The following is a 14,473-nucleotide window of genomic DNA, read 5'->3' on the forward strand; positions in this document are numbered from 1 at the left end:
CCGGTTCGGCCCGGGGAGGCGACGATGCCCGCAGCACGGGAATCCTTACTGGACGCGGCCTACACGGCCCTCACCCGGCGACCGTGGCCGGGTGTGCGCATGGTCGATGTCGCGGCCGTCGCCGGGGTGTCCCGGCAGACCCTGTACAACGAGTTCGGCAGCAAGGACGGCCTCGCCCGCGCCCTGCTGCGGCGGGAGACCGACGGCTATCTGCACGGCGTCGAACGCGCGCTCGCCGAGGAGCGCGAGCCGGCCGACCGGCTCGCCGCCGTCGCCGCCTGGACGGTGGGCGCCGCGCGCGGCAACGCGCTCGTGCGGGCCGCGCTCACCGGCTGCTGGGGCGAGCGGCTGCCCGCGCCGAGCAGAGCCGCCGGGTCCACGTCGTCGGTGCCCGCGCAGCGCCGCGCGGACGCCGGGGTGCCCTCGTCCGCGGAGCTGCTCGCGCTGGTGCGGGACCGGGCGGTGGCCGCGCTCGGCGGCCGGGGCAGGCCCAAGGACCCCGAGCTCGCCCTCGCCTGCGAGAGCGCCGTCCGGCTCGCCCTGTCGTACGTCGTCGCGCCCGCCCGGAACGACGACGACCCCGCGGAGCTGGTCCGCGGGGCCATCGGGCGCTGGGTGGGCGCCGACTAGGCGCGTCAGGGAGGTCATTGGGCTCAGTGTGCCGAGCCGGACAGCTGGAGGCCGACCACGCCGATGATGACGAAGGAGATCGAGACGATCTTCAGCGTGGAGACCAGGTCGCCGAGGAAGATCATTCCGTAGATCGCGGTGCCCGCGGCGCCGATACCCGTCCACACCGCGTACGCGGGCCCCACGTCCAGCTTCTTCAGCGCCAGCGTGAGCAGACCGAAACTGCCGAGCGCGAAACAGGCGAACGCGATCGTCGGCCAGAGCCTGGTGAACCCGTGCGACAGCTTCAGACAGACCGCGAAGCCGGTCTCCAGAATCCCCGCCACGATGACCAGCAGCCACGCCATGTCCCTGCCTCCCGCACTCGTCCACGTTCCGTGACCGCTTCGCCCGGCTGAATCCGGCTTGGTGCGATTATGCATTTACCTGCGCCACGGGGGGCGCAAACAACGGGGAGGTCAGTCGTCCTCGCGCCGCTCCCGCGTGGCCAGCAGCCGGCGCAGGGAGTACAGGCGCTGCGGGTCCGCGTGCCCGTCGGCGACCCAGGCGTCCAGCGCGCAGTCCTTCTCGTCGTGGCTGCAGCCGCGCGGACAGCCGGCCGTGCCCGGCTCCAGGTCGGGGAAGGCGAGGATGACGCGGGACGGGTCGACGTGGTTGAGCCCGAAGGACCGCACGCCCGGGGTGTCGATCACCCAGCCGCCCACATCCGCCAGCGGGAGCGCCAGCGCGGAGGTCGTGGTGTGCCTGCCGCGGCCCGTGACCGCGTTGACGTGCCCGGTCGAGCGCCGCCGCTCCTCGGGCACAAGGGCGTTCACCAATGTCGTCTTGCCCACCCCCGAGTGCCCGACGAAGGCCGTGATCTTGCCGTCGAGCAGCTCGTGGACCCGCGCGAGCTCCGCGCCGTCCGTGAACTCCTCGCGGCTGGTGACCACATAGGGGATGTCGAGAGTCGCGTACGTCTCCAGGAGCTTGTCGGCCGATGCAAGGTCCGACTTGGTCAGTACGAGGATCGGTTCGAGGCCGCCGTCGTACGCCGCCACTACGCACCGGTCGATGAGCCGCGGACGCGGCTCGGGGTCGGCGAGGGCGGTGACGATGGCGAGCTGGTCGGCGTTGGCGACGACCACCCGCTCGTAGGGGTCGTCGTCGTCGGCGGTGCGCCGCAGGACGGATGTGCGCTCCGTGATCCGGACGATCCGCGCGAGGGTGTCCTTCTTCCCGGACAGGTCCCCGACGACCGCCACTCTGTCACCCACCACGGCGGCCTTGCGGCCCAGCTCGCGGGCCTTCATGGCCATCACGATCCGGTCGTCGACCAGCACGGTGAGGCGTCCCCGGTCGACGGTGAGGACCATGCCCTCGGCCGCGTCCTCGTGCTTGGGCCTGATGTGGGTGCGGGGGCGGTTGCCCTTGCGGTTGGGGCGGACGCGGATGTCGTCCTCGTCGGGGTTCTTTCCGTAGCGGCGCATTGTCGTTCCGCCCGTCAGCCGTTCCCGAGCATGGTGGTCCACAGGTCGGGGAAGTCCGGGAGCGTCTTCGCCGTCGTCGCGACGTTCTCGATCTGTACGCCGTCCACCGCGAGGCCGATGACCGCGCCCGCGGTCGCCATGCGGTGGTCGTCGTAGGTGTGGAAGACGCCACCGTGCAGCCGGCGCGGGCGGATGTGCAGTCCGTCGGCGGTCTCGGTGACGTCACCGCCGAGTTCGTTGATCTCCTTGGTGAGCGCGGCCAGGCGGTCGGTCTCGTGCAGACGCAGATGGGCGACGCCGCGCAGCGTGGAGGGGGAGTCGGCGAGGGCCGCGACCGCCGCGATGCCCGGGGTCAGCTCGCCGACCTCGCTGAGGTCCACGTCGAGGCCGTGGATCGACCCGGAGCCGGTGAAGACCAGGCCCTGCTCGGTCAGCTCGCAGGAGCCGCCCATCTCCGTGAAGATCCGGCGCAGCGCGTCACCGGGCTGCGTGGTGTGCGAGGGCCAGTCGGGGATGGTGACCGTGCCGCCGGTGACCAGCGCCGCGGCGAGGAACGGCTGGGCGTTGGAGAGGTCAGGCTCGACGGTCACGTCGCGGCCGAGCAGCGCGCCCGGGGTGACCCGCCACACGTTCGGCTCGCCGCCCGCCTCCGGGGTGTCCACCTGCGCACCGGCCCAGCGGAGCATGTCGACCGTCATCCGGATGTGCGGCATGGAGGGCAGGGGGCCGCCCACGTGACGGACCTCCACGCCCTGGTTGAAGCGCGGGCCCGAAAGCAGCAGGGCGCTCACGAACTGGGAGGACGACGAGGCGTCGATCTCGACCGGGCCGCCGTCCAGGGCCCCGCCGCCGTGCACGGTCAGCGGCAGCGCGCCGCGCCCGTCGTCGTCGATGCGGGCACCGAGCACCCGCAGGGCGTCGATCACGCCGGTCAGCGGCCGCTCGTACGAACGAGGGTCACCGTCGAAGCGGATCGGGCCGTCGGCGAGGGCGGCGACCGGGGGGAGGAAACGCATGACCGTGCCGGCGTTGCCGACGTCGACCGTGGCCGGGCCGTGCAGGCCCGAGGGGATCACGCGCCAGGCCTCGCCGGAGGCGCCCGCGACGGAGGAGCTGGAGGACACCGTCTCCTCGATGCCGACGCCCATCGCGCGCAGGGCGCCCGCCATCAGCAGGGTGTCGCGGGAGCGCAGCGGGCGGCGCAGCCAGCCGGGCTCGGCGGCGAGCGAGGCCAGGACGAGCGCGCGGTTGGTGACCGATTTCGAACCGGGGACGTGGACCGTCGCGGTGACGGCTCCGCTTGCGTGCGGGGCGGGCCAGAGGGCGGTGTGCGCCGGGGTTTCGGTCATGCCCTCACTTTAGTGGCTGCCGGTGACCCCGCTCAGACGGTCGGCGGCCAGCGCGCCCCGCCCCTCTCAGACGTCGAGGAGCCAGCGCGCCCCGCCCATCAGGGAGCAGAGCGAGACGGCGTGGAAGAGGAAGAGCCACAGGCCCGCGGGGACATGCGTCAGCCGCGAGAGCTGGTCCGCGTCCGAGTCGCCCGCGCCCCCGTGCCTGCGCTTGGCCTGGAGCTCGAAGGCGGGACGGACGCCTCCCAGGAGCAGGAACCACACCACCGCGTACGCGAACGCCGCCTGCACGTCCGTGCCCGCCAGCCAGGAGACGAGCAGGAACGTGCCGCCGGTCACGATCACCGTCAGGGCGCCGTACGCGTTGCGGACCATCACCAGCATCGCGACGAGCAGCGCGGTGGCGATCCACAGCAGCGCCGTGATGCGCCCCGAGGAGAGCAGCGCAGCGCCGCCGAGGCCCAGCAGCGGGGGAGCGGTGTACCCCGCCGCCGCGGTCAGGATCATGCCGAGCCCGGTGGGTCTCCCGCGCGAGACGGTCAGGCCCGAGGTGTCGGAGTGCAGCCGGATGCCGTCGAGGCGGCGCCCGGTGAGCAGGGCGACCAGGCCGTGGCCGCCCTCGTGCGCGATGGTGATGGCGTTGCGGGCGAGGCGCCATATGCCGTGCGGGACGACCACGGCGAGGGCCACGGCGGCGGCCGCGATCACCAGCCACTGCTCGGGCGCGGACTGCGTACCGAAGACGCGGTCCCAGAGGTGGGCCAGGCTGGCCGTGGCGGTGCTTTCCGTTCCTATGGCCATTGTTGGTACTGGCTCCTCTGGTTGTACGCGGTCTGGCAGTCTGGCACGTATGTGCGGACGGTATGCATCCAGTCGTAGGCCCGAGGATCTCGCGGCGACCTTCGAGATCGAGAAGTGGGAGCCCGAGGAGACGCTCGCCCCCGATTTCAACGTGGCCCCCACCAAAGAGGTCTACGCGGTTCTCGACCGTCCACTGAAAGACGCCGAAGACCCGGCTCCGGTTCGCCAGCTGCGCACCCTCAAGTGGGGGCTCGTGCCGTCCTGGTCCAAGACGCCCGAGGGCGGCGCCCGGATGATCAACGCCCGCGCGGAGACCGTGCACGAGAAGCCCTCCTACCGCCGCGCCTTCGCCTCCCGCCGCTGCGTCCTGCCCGCCGACGGCTATTACGAGTGGGTGACCGCGCCGGAGGAGCGGCAGCTGGAGGTCGAGGGCAAGAAGAAGCGGCCCCGCAAGCAGCCGTACTTCGTGACCCCCGCCGACGGCTCCGTCTTCGCCATGGCGGGGCTCTATGAGTTCTGGCGGGACAAGACCCTGCCCGACGAGCACCCCCTCGCCTGGTGGGTGACCTGCACGGTGATCACCACGGAGGCCGAGACCACGCCCCTCGCGGTCGCCCCCGGGGAGGGCCCGCGCTCGCTCGCCGACATCCATCCGCGCATGCCGCTCATGCTGACGCCCGACCGCTGGGACGCCTGGCTCGACCCGTCCCGCACGGACGTCGAGGAGCTGCGCGCCCTCCTGGAGCCGCCCCCGGCCGGGCTGATGCGGGCCTACCCCGTATCGACGGCGGTCAGCAACGTACGCAACAACGGCCCGGAGCTGCTGAAGGAGCTGGAGGGCCCCGAAGAGGGCACACTCTTCTGACGTGACGCACATGACGACGCACGTGACGCGGAGCGAGACCACCGAGACCGTCGAGACCGACGCCGGTGAGGCGCGGATCACCTGGCACCCGGCGAAGAAGAAGGCCCGTTTCCTGCTCGCCGTCAGCCACGGCGCCGGGGGCGGCATCGAGGCCCGCGACCTCCGGGCGCTCGCCGCCACCCTGCCCGCCCACGGCGTGAGCGTCGCCCTCGTCGAGCAGCCCTGGCGGGTCGCGGGCAAGAAGCTGGCGCCCGCCCCCAAGACGCTGGATGTGGGGTGGCGGGGGATCTGGCCCGCCCTGGAGAAGAAGGGGCTCCCGGTGATCTCCGGCGGCCGCAGCGCGGGCGCGCGCGTCGCCTGCCGCACGGCCACGGAGCTGGGCGCGGCCGCCGTGCTCGCCCTCAGCTTCCCCCTGCACCCTCCGGGCAGGCCCGAGAAGTCCCGCGCCGACGAGCTGCTCGGCGCCGGCGTGCCGACCCTCGTCGTGCAGGGCGGCAACGACCCGTTCGGGAGGCCCGCCGAGTTCCCCGACGGGACGTACGAGTTGGTGGAAGTGCCCTTCGGCGATCACGGTTTCGCGGTGCCGAAGAAGGCGGATCCGACCCAGGACGAGGCCGTGGCGGTCATCACGGACGGCGTCACACGGTGGACGGGAATGTTGGGCGCGTGACCTCTGTTGTCGCGAACAGACGGTGTGCACCGTCGCCGACGTGTTCGTACAAGAGGGAGTCCGCCGCATGGGTTCGACCATCTGCCCGAACCGCTCCAGCGCCTCTGACCTGGAGTGGACGGTCTTGAGCGCACCCAAAAGCGCAACTATTCGGGCGGCGCGCGGAGCGGATCGTCGTCTATCCTCCGATTCGAGTGGGGCTGCTTTCGGCCTCGCCACGTCGTTGGAGGAGGTGGGTCCGGTCACTGGGACCGACGCAGGGACCGAGCACGGCCAGGCGGAGCGCCCCGATGAGGGTTCTGAGACGGCCGCGGAGCGCACGGCCCGATTCGAGCGGGACGCACTGACTTTCCTCGACCAGATGTACTCGGCGGCGCTGCGCATGACGCGCAATCCGGCGGACGCCGAGGACCTGGTGCAGGAGACCTACGCGAAGGCGTACGCGTCGTTCCACCAGTTCCGCGAGGGCACCAACCTCAAGGCGTGGCTGTACCGCATCCTCACGAACACGTTCATCAACTCGTACCGCAAGAAGCAGCGCGAGCCCCAGCGCAGCGCCGCCGAGGAGATCGAGGACTGGCAGCTCGCGCGCGCCGAGTCGCACATGTCCACCGGTCTGCGCTCCGCCGAGTCGCAGGCGCTGGACCACCTGCCCGACTCGGACGTGAAGCAGGCGCTGCAGGCGATCCCCGAGGAATTCCGCATCGCCGTCTATCTGGCCGATGTAGAGGGCTTTGCCTACAAGGAGATCGCGGACATTATGGGGACACCCATCGGTACGGTGATGTCCCGGCTGCACCGGGGCCGACGCCAACTGCGCGGCATGCTGGAGGACTACGCCCGTGAGCGCGGGCTCGTCCCGGCGGGTGCCGGGGAGTCGAACGGAACGAAAGGCTCGGGCTCATGAGCTGCGGAGAGCCGCACGAGACTGACTGCAGTGAAGTCCTGGACCACCTCTATGAGTTCCTGGACCACGAGATGCCGGACAGTGACTGCACCAAGTTCGAGACGCACTTCGAGGAGTGCTCACCGTGCCTGGAGAAGTACGGCCTGGAGCAGGCCGTGAAGAAGCTGGTGAAGCGCTGCTGCGGCCAGGACGACGTACCCGTCGACCTGCGGGCCAAGGTGATGGGCCGCATCGACCTCATCCGCTCCGGGCAGACCGTGCCCGACCAGGACGTCACGCAGGACGCGGCCCCCTCGGAGGCGTGAACACTCCGGTACCACCCCAAGGCCCCGTTCCCCCCTCCCGTCACTCGAATGTGCTAATTCGCCGCCGTCGGGTGCTGGCCGCCGAGCAGCCGTTCTAGTCTCCGGACCTGGGTCTTGCGACCCGGAACGGGGAGGAGAACTCCATGCGGTCGGTGCCGGCGTGGGCCCGCGTGTACACCCTGTGCGTCGCCCTGGTCGGCGCCGCCTGTGCCGCCCCGGCGCTGCTGAGCGGGCGCACCCCCTGGCCCGCCGTCGCGCTCCTCGCGGCGCTCTGCGCCGGGTGCGAGCGGATCACCCTTCCCCGAAGCCGCACGCGCGGCCTCGGCACCTTCTTCCCCGTGCTGCTCGCCGGGGCGTTCCTGCTGCCGCCGTCGGCCGCCGCGCTCGTCGCCGTGCCCGGCGCGCTGCTCGCCCGTGTCGACCGGCGCCCCCGCTGGGTGCGCCGCCTCTGGCGCGCCGCCCAACTCGCCCTGGCCACCTGGGCGGCGGCGCGGGTGTACGCCGCGCTGGGCGGCCCCGCGGCCTGTGCCGCGCCGGACTTCCCGTACGTCCTCGGGCCCGCGGGAGCCGCCGTGCTCGCCTTCTCCGCCGTGCTCGCCGCCCTGGACGGCGGCGTTCTGCTGACCGCCGAGCGCGTTCCCGCGCGGGCCGCCTGGCGGGGGCTCTTCCCGCGCTCGCTGGCGCCCGTCGCCGTGCACGGGCTCGCCGGTCTGATGATGGCGGTGCTCTGGACCAGCCCGTACGGCCCCGCCGCCGCGCTGCTCGTGCTGCTCCCGATGGGCGTCTCCTGCTGGGTCTTCGCGCAGTACCACCGTGAGCGGGCCGCCCACCAGGCCACCATCCGGGCGCTCGTCCAGGCCGTTGACCTCAAGGACAAGTACACGCGCGGCCACAGCGAGCGGGTCGGCCGCGCCTCGGTGATGATCGCGCGCGAGCTGGGCATGGACGACGAGCGGGTCGAGGTCCTGCGGTTCGCCGGGATCCTGCACGACGTCGGGAAACTCGGCGTACCGACACGGCTGTTGCGGAAGGACGGACCCCTGACCCCGGAGGAGCGGCGCGTCATCGAACTGCATCCCGAGTACGGACACGAGATGGTGCGCGGCATCGGCTTCCTCGGCGAGGCGCGGGCGGCGATCCTGCACCACCACGAGCGGATCGACGGCAGCGGCTACCCCTACGGGCTCGCCGGGCGGCAGATCCCCGAGAGCGCGCGGGTGGTCGCCGTGGCCGACGCCTTCGACGCGATGACGTCCACGCGGTCCTACCGGCGGGCCCGGCCGGTGCCGGCGGCGCTGGAGGAGCTGGCCCGGTGCGCGGGGGCGCAGTTCGACCCGGTGATGGTCGCGGCGTTTACGCGGGCCCTCGGCCGGGACGGATGGCACCCCGGGGTCACGTCGGACGTCCCCGAAGGCGGCGGAAACGTACCGCCCGCACGGCCTCTGCCCGCACCCGCGGTCCGCGGTTCGGCACCGCGGTGAGCGCCTCCGTCCCGGCTCCCGGCGCCGAGGGTGCCCGCCGCCTGTCCCGGCGTGCGGAACGCCTGCCCGCAACGGCGGCCCACGGGCTCGCCGGGCTGCTCGCCGCCGCCGCTCTCGGCTGGACCCTGTGGCACGGCGTCGTCGAAGGACCGGTCGCGCTCGCCTTTGGGGTGCTGATCACCCTCGGTGAGCTGGCCCGGTGGGGAGGCGCGGGCGACCGCGAGCCCGCGCCGCTCGGCGCCGCGGGGGCGCTGGCGTACGCGCTGCTCGGGCAGAACGCCGGGCAGGCCACGCACCACGGCGTACTCCAGGTGATCGCCGTGGTCGTCGCGGCCGCCCTCGTGGGGGCCGTGCCGCACGTGGCGCGCGGCCGGGGCCCCACGCCCGACCACATGGCGCGGCGCGTGCTGACCGTCGCGTTCGCCGCCGTGTGCTTCCAACCCCTCTACAACGCGGGCAAGTTGAAGGACTGGGTCGGCCACGGGCCCTGGTTCGCGCTCGTCATCGTCGCCCTGCTCGCCCTCACCGCGCTCTGCGACGCCGTCCTCGCCGCCGCGATGGCGCACGCCCGGACCCGCTGGCCGTTCGGGCCGCTGCTCCGCGACGAGCTGCGGGCCATGCTGGGCATCGGCTCCGCCGTCTGCGCGACGGGGGCCGTGATGGCGCTCGCGGTGGCCGTGGCGGGGCTCTGGGCGCTGCCCGTGTTCAGCCTCCCCCTGCTGCTCACCCAGCTGTCCTTCCGGCGGTACGCGGCGGTACGGGCCACCTATCGGCAGACCATCGCGTCGCTGGCCCGCGCCACCGAGATCGCCGGGTACACCCCGCAGGGCCACGCCCACCGCGTCGCCGGGCTCAGCCGGGCCGTCGGGCGGGACCTCGGCCTCACCGGGCCGGACCTCACGGTCCTGGAGTACGCGGCGCTGATGCACGACATCGGCCAGCTGTCCCTCGTCGACCCCGTCCCCGAGGGCGCCACCGCCGCGCTGCCCGAGGCGCAGCAGCGCCGAATAGCCCTGCTCGGCGGCGCCGTCGTACGGCAGACGGGGGTGGACTCCGAGGTCGCCGTCGTCGTCGAGCGCCAGGCCGACCCCTACCGCCGTCAGCCGCTCACCGCCCGTATTGTGCGCACCGCGAACGCGTACGACGAGATGGCGCGGGGAGAAGGAGTCTCGGGGGCGCTCGGCGGGCCGCTCGACGCCTTGGAGAGGCTGAGGCTCGCCACCGGCCGCGACTACCAGCCCGAGGTCGTGGAGTCGCTGGCGAGGGTGGTGTCGAGGGGCGGCCTTAGCTCGTCCCCGGCTGGGTAACCCATGGGTAATGAGCGGCCGTCCGACCGTACGTGGTTGGATGCGAAGAAGAGGGTGCACGGGGGCATGGACCCGACGCCGCGCCTTCGCAAGATGGGACTTCCGGAAATCGTGACAGGCGGGAATCAGGCGGGAATCGTGAGGATCTTCGGCAAGGGACGGCATCGGCCCTCCGCCTCATGGCGGCAGGCGACCGACCGCGCGTTCACGCTGATCGGCGACGGCCGGTACGAGGACGCGGGAGCGCTGCTCACGCGCGCGGCGGATCTGGAACCCTGGCTGTCCGAGTCCTGGTTCAACCTCGCGCTGCTGCACAAGTTCCGGCACGACTGGGAGCAGGCGCGGGCCGCCGGGCTGCGCGCCGTCGCGCTCCTGGACCGCTCGGCCGGCGCCCCGGACTGGTGGAACGTCGGCATCGCGGCGACCGCCCTCCAGGACTGGCCGCTGGCCCGCCGCGCCTGGCAGGCGTACGGCCTGAAGGTGCCCGGCGGTGTGGCCGCGTCCGGCGAGCCCTCGGGCATGGAGCTGGGCAGCGCGGCCGTGCGGCTCTCCCCGGAGGGCGAGGCCGAGGTGGTGTGGGGCCGCAGGCTGGACCCCGCGCGCATCGAGGTGCTCTCCATCCCGCTGCCCTCCTCCGGGCGCCGCTGGGGCGAGGTCGTGCTGCACGACGGCGTCCCGCACGGCGAGCGGACGACGGCGGCCGGACACTCGTACCCCGTGTTCGACGAGATCGAGCTCTGGGCGCCCTCACCCGTGCCGACCTGGGTCGTCCTCCTGGAGGCCGCCACCGAGGACGACCGGGACGCCCTGGAGCAGCTGGCGGCCGACGCGGGCTTCGCCGCCGAGGACTGGTCGTCGTCCGTGCGGCTGCTGTGCCGCATGTGCTCGGAGTCCCGGATGCCGAGCGACGAGGGCGACGGCGAGCACCTGGACCCGCACGACCACAGCGAGCCGGGCCATCCGGGCCCCCTCGGCCACCGCAGCCCCGGCGCGGTCTGGGTGCCGGAGCGGGAGTGCGGCATCGCGGCGCCGGCCGCCCTGGTGCGCGGGCTCCTCGACAGCTGGGTCGCGGACAGCCCGGACTCGCGGGACTGGCGGGATCTCGAAGAGGTCTGCTGACGCGAAGAGGTCCGCTGACGCGAAGAGGTCCGCTGACGCGAAGAGGCCGGTCGTCGCTTCGCCGTAGGCTGTACCGGCACAAACTCTGAGGGTTTCACGGAAGGCTTACGGCGGACATGGCGCAGGACACTGAGCAGCAGGCCTCCGGCGGGGTGCTCCCCGTCGACGACGAGGGCTTCGTCATCGACACGGAGGACTGCGAGGAGCGCGAGACGGCCTACCGCGAGCGCGGCACGTCGCGGCCGATCACGGTCGTCGGCAACCCGGTCCTGCACAAGGAGTGCAAGGACGTCACGTCCTTCGACGACGAGCTCGCGAAGCTGGTCGACGACATGTTCGCGACCCAGCGCGTCGCGCAGGGCGTGGGCGTGGCCGCCAACCAGGTCGGCGTCGACCTGAAGGTCTTCGTCTACGACTGCATGGACGACGAGGGCGTGCGCCACGTCGGCGTGGTCTGCAACCCGGTCCTGGCCGAGCTGCCCGCCGAGCGCCGCCGTCTCGACGACTCGGGCGAGGGCTGCCTCTCCGTCCCCACCGCCTACGCGGATCTGGCTCGCCCGGACTACGCCGAGGTGACCGGGCAGGACGAGAAGGGCAACCCCATCAAGGTGCGGGGCGGCGGCTACTTCGCCCGCTGCCTCCAGCACGAGACGGACCACCTGTACGGCTACCTGTACATCGACCGTCTCTCCAAGAGGGAGCGCAAGGACGCCCTGCGCCAGATGGCAGAGGGCACCCCGCGCTACCCCGTGGTGCCCAATGACTGACGTGAGCGGCGTGCGCGACATCTGAGCGGCGCGGTAACCGCGTGACACCGACGGCCCCTGGCCGGGAACCCTCCCGGTCAGGGGCCGTCGGCATGAGCCGCTCACCTGTGCGAGCAGAACCGGCTGCCGAAGATCCATAATCAGTCATGTACGGGGGTGTTCTCGGCACTGGGGGGTAGTGAATGGCGCAAAACTGTTCCCTGAACGGTCAGTTGTGGTGCTGAATGGAAAGCGCGGGGAGATACACCACGGCGCGCGCCCGGCACGGCGGGAGGGGTGTGTGCCGCTCAGGCGGCTGAAAGGGGTTTGTCCGTGCCTGCATATTCCGGAAGCACTTCACAGACACAGCCACACGCGCAGAAGGTATCGGTCCCACCGGCGCTGGCCGTTCCGGTGATCGAGGCAGCGTTTCCTCGCCGTCTGCACCCGTATTGGCCAGAACTTCAGGAGAAGTCCAGGAGCTGGCTACGCGAAATGCGGCTCATGCCGCCCGACAAGGTCGAGCGGTACGCGGACGGCCTCTGCTACACCGACCTGGTGGCGGGCTACTACATTGGCGCCCCCGACGAGTTGCTGAGGGCGATAGCGGACCTCAGCAGCTGGTTCTTCGCCTGGGACGACCGGCACGACCGTGACTCGGTGCACGGCAGGGCGGCACAGTGGCGGTGGCTCTGCCGCGGCCTGCACGGCGCCCTCGAAGACCCCCGGCGGTACCGCCACCACCGCGACCCGCTGGTCGCGGGGTTCGCGGACTGCGTACGCCGCCTGTACTGCTTCCTCGGCCCCAGCTGGAACGCCCGGTTCGCCCGCCACTTCCACCCCGTGATCGAGGCGTACGACCAGGAGTTCAGGAACCGGCGCAGCGGCAGCGTCCCCACGGTCGAGGCGTACGTGGAGCTGCGCCGCCTCACATTCGCGCACTGGGCCTGGATCGACCTCCTCGAACCGACCGCGCGCTGTGAACTGCCACGCGCCATAAGGAAACACCCCGCGTACCTCCGGGCGGCCCTCGCGACCCAGGACTTCTCGGCCTGGTACAACGACCTGTGCTCGCTCCCCAAAGAACTCGCGGGAGACGAACTGCACAATCTCGGGATCAGCCTCATTCAGCACGAGGGGCTGACGCTCGAAGAAGCCGTAAGAGAAGTGCACCGGCGGGTCAGTCAATGCGTCACGGATTTCCTCGCAGCCGAAGGAGAAGTGCTGTCGCTCGCCGCGCAGTTGTCCGACGGAACCGTCGAAGGAAAAGAACTCGCGGACGCGGTGGAATCCTGCGTCTTCAACATGCGGAACTGGTTCTCTTCCGTTTACTGGTTCCACCACGAATCCGGGCGCTATCGGGTGGACAGCTGGGACGACCGGTCCATGCCCCCGTATGTGACGGAGGATGTCCTGGCGGAAAACGAACTGGTGGGTGAGGAATGAGCGCCCCGCCGCTCGTCACCGGTGGTGCCCCGCTGCTCGGCCACGCCTGGAACCTGGTGCGCGACCCGCTCGGCTTCCTCGCCGCGCTGCGTGACCACGGGGATCTCGTACGGATCAGGCTGGGGCCCGGGACGGCGTACGTGGTCTGCGCCCCGGAGCTGGTCGGCGCCCTGCTGAAACGCCCCGAGTACATCGTCGGCGGACCGCTCTGGGACACCCTGGAGGTGCTTCTCGGCAAGGGTGTGGCGACGAGCAACGGCAAGCTGCACCGGCGCCAGCGCCGGATGATGCAGCCCGCGTTCAGGCCCGAGCGGATCGCCGACTACGCCAAGGTGATGGAGGAGGAGGCACGCGCCACGGCGGCCCGCTGGCGGCCGGGCGCCACGGTCGACGTGAGCGCGGAGATGTTCCGCACGGCCGTGCGCGTCGTCTCGCGCTCCCTGCTGGAGGTCGGCTCGATCGGCGAGAAGGCGGACCGCATCGCCGACTCGCTGCACACCGTCTTCCAGGGGCTCTACCGCCGGATGGTGCTCTCCTTCGGGCCGCTCCACCGCGTGCCGACCCCCGCCAACCGGCGCTTCGAGAGGGCGCTCGCCGATCTGCACGCACTCGTCGACGAGATCGTCGCGGAGCGCCGCGCGGCAGGGCCCGGCGGCCCGGACGACCTGCTCGCGGAATTGCTGCGGGCCACGGACGAATCCGGGGAGCCCATAGCCGACCAGGAGATCCACGACCACGTGGTTTCGCTCGTCGTCGCCGGAGCGGAGAATGTCGCGTCGACGCTGGCGTGGGCGTTCCATCTGCTCACCGAACACCGCGAGCACGAAAGGCGGTTGGTTGAAGAAGTAAATTCCGTGGCCAGGGATCGCGCGATCACATTCGCCGATCTGGGGAGCCTGCCGCACCTCCGCAATGTCATCACCGAGGCCATGCGCATACGCCCGGCCGCCTGGATATTCACGCGCCGGTCCGTGGCCGAAACCGAGCTGGGCGGCTATCGCATTCCGGCTGGCGCGGACATCGTCTACAGCGTGTACGCGATGCAGCGCGACCCGCGTTCCTTCGAGCGGCACCTGGAGTTCGACCCGGACCGCTGGAGCCCCGAACGCGTCGGGGACGTACCGGAGTTCGCGATGATGCCGTTCAGTGTCGGCAACCGGAAGTGCCCGGGAGACCACTTCAGCCTGGCCGAACTGGCCCTGATCCTGGGGACCGTGGTGCCCAAGTGGCGCCTGGAGCCGGTCGCGGAGACCGACACCGGCACACGCGTGGGCATCACGCTGCACCCCAAGCGTCTGGTCCTGCGCGCCGAGCGGCGCTGACGGCCGGTCCGCGGAAGGTGCGGCGGTAGGCGTTCGGCGTCCACCGTCTCCTCCGA

Annotated in this window: 15 protein-coding genes; 11 read left to right on the plus strand and 4 right to left on the minus strand. The window is 71.8% G+C overall.

The annotated features are described in order from the left end of the window. The first annotated feature begins 24 nt into the window (after nucleotides 1-24). Nucleotides 25-630, plus strand: a complete 606-nt coding sequence (locus tag ACWDVB_RS10885) for a TetR/AcrR family transcriptional regulator (protein ID WP_451512692.1) — start codon at nucleotides 25-27, stop codon at nucleotides 628-630. Nucleotides 631-653: 23 nt separating this feature from the next. Here the strand turns inward: ACWDVB_RS10885 and ACWDVB_RS10890 are convergent, their stop codons facing one another. The 4 genes from ACWDVB_RS10890 to ACWDVB_RS10905 all read right to left on the minus strand — a co-directional run bounded on the left by ACWDVB_RS10890 (nucleotide 654) and on the right by ACWDVB_RS10905 (nucleotide 4,249). Then, nucleotides 654-977, minus strand: a complete 324-nt coding sequence (locus ACWDVB_RS10890) for a DMT family transporter (protein WP_127911081.1) — start codon at nucleotides 975-977, stop codon at nucleotides 654-656. 111 nt (nucleotides 978-1,088) lie between these two features. Next, nucleotides 1,089-2,099 carry a ribosome small subunit-dependent GTPase A gene (gene rsgA / locus ACWDVB_RS10895; protein ID WP_451512693.1) on the minus strand — a complete coding sequence of 337 codons (1,011 nt, stop codon included), beginning with the start codon at nucleotides 2,097-2,099 and terminating at the stop codon, nucleotides 1,089-1,091. A gap of 14 nt (nucleotides 2,100-2,113) precedes the next feature. Continuing rightward, nucleotides 2,114-3,448, minus strand: a complete 1,335-nt coding sequence (gene aroA / locus ACWDVB_RS10900; RefSeq protein WP_451512694.1) for a 3-phosphoshikimate 1-carboxyvinyltransferase — start codon at nucleotides 3,446-3,448, stop codon at nucleotides 2,114-2,116. 66 nt (nucleotides 3,449-3,514) lie between these two features. Continuing rightward, nucleotides 3,515-4,249: a M50 family metallopeptidase gene (locus tag ACWDVB_RS10905; protein ID WP_451512695.1), complete on the minus strand. Its 735-nt coding sequence runs from the start codon at nucleotides 4,247-4,249 to the stop codon at nucleotides 3,515-3,517. A 49-nt stretch (nucleotides 4,250-4,298) separates the two neighbouring features. On the opposite strand from ACWDVB_RS10905, the gene ACWDVB_RS10910 reads away from it, so the two are divergent. From ACWDVB_RS10910 to ACWDVB_RS10955, 10 genes are all read left to right on the plus strand, one after another. Further along, on the plus strand, nucleotides 4,299-5,114 hold the full coding sequence (locus tag ACWDVB_RS10910; RefSeq protein ID WP_451512696.1) for an SOS response-associated peptidase: 816 nt from the start codon (nucleotides 4,299-4,301) through the stop codon (nucleotides 5,112-5,114). A gap of 10 nt (nucleotides 5,115-5,124) precedes the next feature. Then, nucleotides 5,125-5,784 carry an alpha/beta hydrolase family protein gene (locus ACWDVB_RS10915; RefSeq protein ID WP_451512909.1) on the plus strand — a complete coding sequence of 220 codons (660 nt, stop codon included), beginning with the start codon at nucleotides 5,125-5,127 and terminating at the stop codon, nucleotides 5,782-5,784. A gap of 232 nt (nucleotides 5,785-6,016) precedes the next feature. Then, nucleotides 6,017-6,691 (plus strand): sigma-70 family RNA polymerase sigma factor, encoded by a 675-nt coding sequence (locus ACWDVB_RS10920; RefSeq protein ID WP_055700425.1) that lies wholly within the window; start codon nucleotides 6,017-6,019, stop codon nucleotides 6,689-6,691. Continuing rightward, nucleotides 6,688-6,996, plus strand: coding sequence for a mycothiol system anti-sigma-R factor (rsrA, locus tag ACWDVB_RS10925; protein ID WP_451512697.1), 309 nt, complete (start codon nucleotides 6,688-6,690; stop codon nucleotides 6,994-6,996). Before ACWDVB_RS10920 ends, rsrA begins: the two co-directional genes overlap by 4 nt. A 143-nt stretch (nucleotides 6,997-7,139) precedes the next feature. Continuing rightward, on the plus strand, nucleotides 7,140-8,477 hold the full coding sequence (locus ACWDVB_RS10930; protein ID WP_451512698.1) for an HD-GYP domain-containing protein: 1,338 nt from the start codon (nucleotides 7,140-7,142) through the stop codon (nucleotides 8,475-8,477). Beyond that, complete coding sequence (locus ACWDVB_RS10935; protein WP_451512699.1) at nucleotides 8,375-9,784, plus strand: HD-GYP domain-containing protein; 1,410 nt, start codon at nucleotides 8,375-8,377, stop codon at nucleotides 9,782-9,784. Before ACWDVB_RS10930 ends, ACWDVB_RS10935 begins: the two co-directional genes overlap by 103 nt. Before the next feature lie 138 nt (nucleotides 9,785-9,922). After that, nucleotides 9,923-10,903, plus strand: coding sequence for a tetratricopeptide repeat protein (locus tag ACWDVB_RS10940; RefSeq protein ID WP_451512700.1), 981 nt, complete (start codon nucleotides 9,923-9,925; stop codon nucleotides 10,901-10,903). A 116-nt stretch (nucleotides 10,904-11,019) separates the two neighbouring features. Further along, nucleotides 11,020-11,670: a peptide deformylase gene (gene def / locus ACWDVB_RS10945; RefSeq protein ID WP_451512701.1), complete on the plus strand. Its 651-nt coding sequence runs from the start codon at nucleotides 11,020-11,022 to the stop codon at nucleotides 11,668-11,670. A 312-nt stretch (nucleotides 11,671-11,982) separates the two neighbouring features. Then, complete coding sequence (gene cyc1 / locus ACWDVB_RS10950) at nucleotides 11,983-13,095, plus strand: epi-isozizaene synthase (protein WP_451512702.1); 1,113 nt, start codon at nucleotides 11,983-11,985, stop codon at nucleotides 13,093-13,095. Beyond that, nucleotides 13,092-14,417, plus strand: coding sequence for a bifunctional albaflavenone monooxygenase/terpene synthase (locus ACWDVB_RS10955; protein WP_451512703.1), 1,326 nt, complete (start codon nucleotides 13,092-13,094; stop codon nucleotides 14,415-14,417). The genes cyc1 and ACWDVB_RS10955 overlap by 4 nt, the downstream gene beginning before the upstream one ends. The last annotated feature ends 56 nt before the right edge of the window (nucleotides 14,418-14,473 follow it).

The sequence above is a fragment of the Streptomyces sp. NPDC003379 genome, assembly GCF_053589195.1.

What these genes read in the sequence shown, in the direction of transcription:
- rsgA (WP_451512693.1), bottom strand. Translation starts at nt 2,099, where the DNA reads ATGCGCCGCTACGGAAAGAACCCCGACGAGGACGACATCCGCGTCCGC.
- ACWDVB_RS10885 (WP_451512692.1), top strand. Translation starts at nt 25, where the DNA reads ATGCCCGCAGCACGGGAATCCTTACTGGACGCGGCCTACACGGCCCTC.
- ACWDVB_RS10905 (WP_451512695.1), bottom strand. Translation starts at nt 4,249, where the DNA reads ATGGCCATAGGAACGGAAAGCACCGCCACGGCCAGCCTGGCCCACCTC.
- aroA (WP_451512694.1), bottom strand. Translation starts at nt 3,448, where the DNA reads ATGACCGAAACCCCGGCGCACACCGCCCTCTGGCCCGCCCCGCACGCA.
- ACWDVB_RS10890 (WP_127911081.1), bottom strand. Translation starts at nt 977, where the DNA reads ATGGCGTGGCTGCTGGTCATCGTGGCGGGGATTCTGGAGACCGGCTTC.
- ACWDVB_RS10910 (WP_451512696.1), top strand. Translation starts at nt 4,299, where the DNA reads ATGTGCGGACGGTATGCATCCAGTCGTAGGCCCGAGGATCTCGCGGCG.
- ACWDVB_RS10915 (WP_451512909.1), top strand. Translation starts at nt 5,125, where the DNA reads ATGACGACGCACGTGACGCGGAGCGAGACCACCGAGACCGTCGAGACC.
- rsrA (WP_451512697.1), top strand. Translation starts at nt 6,688, where the DNA reads ATGAGCTGCGGAGAGCCGCACGAGACTGACTGCAGTGAAGTCCTGGAC.
- def (WP_451512701.1), top strand. Translation starts at nt 11,020, where the DNA reads ATGGCGCAGGACACTGAGCAGCAGGCCTCCGGCGGGGTGCTCCCCGTC.
- ACWDVB_RS10935 (WP_451512699.1), top strand. Translation starts at nt 8,375, where the DNA reads ATGGCACCCCGGGGTCACGTCGGACGTCCCCGAAGGCGGCGGAAACGT.
- ACWDVB_RS10930 (WP_451512698.1), top strand. Translation starts at nt 7,140, where the DNA reads ATGCGGTCGGTGCCGGCGTGGGCCCGCGTGTACACCCTGTGCGTCGCC.
- ACWDVB_RS10955 (WP_451512703.1), top strand. Translation starts at nt 13,092, where the DNA reads ATGAGCGCCCCGCCGCTCGTCACCGGTGGTGCCCCGCTGCTCGGCCAC.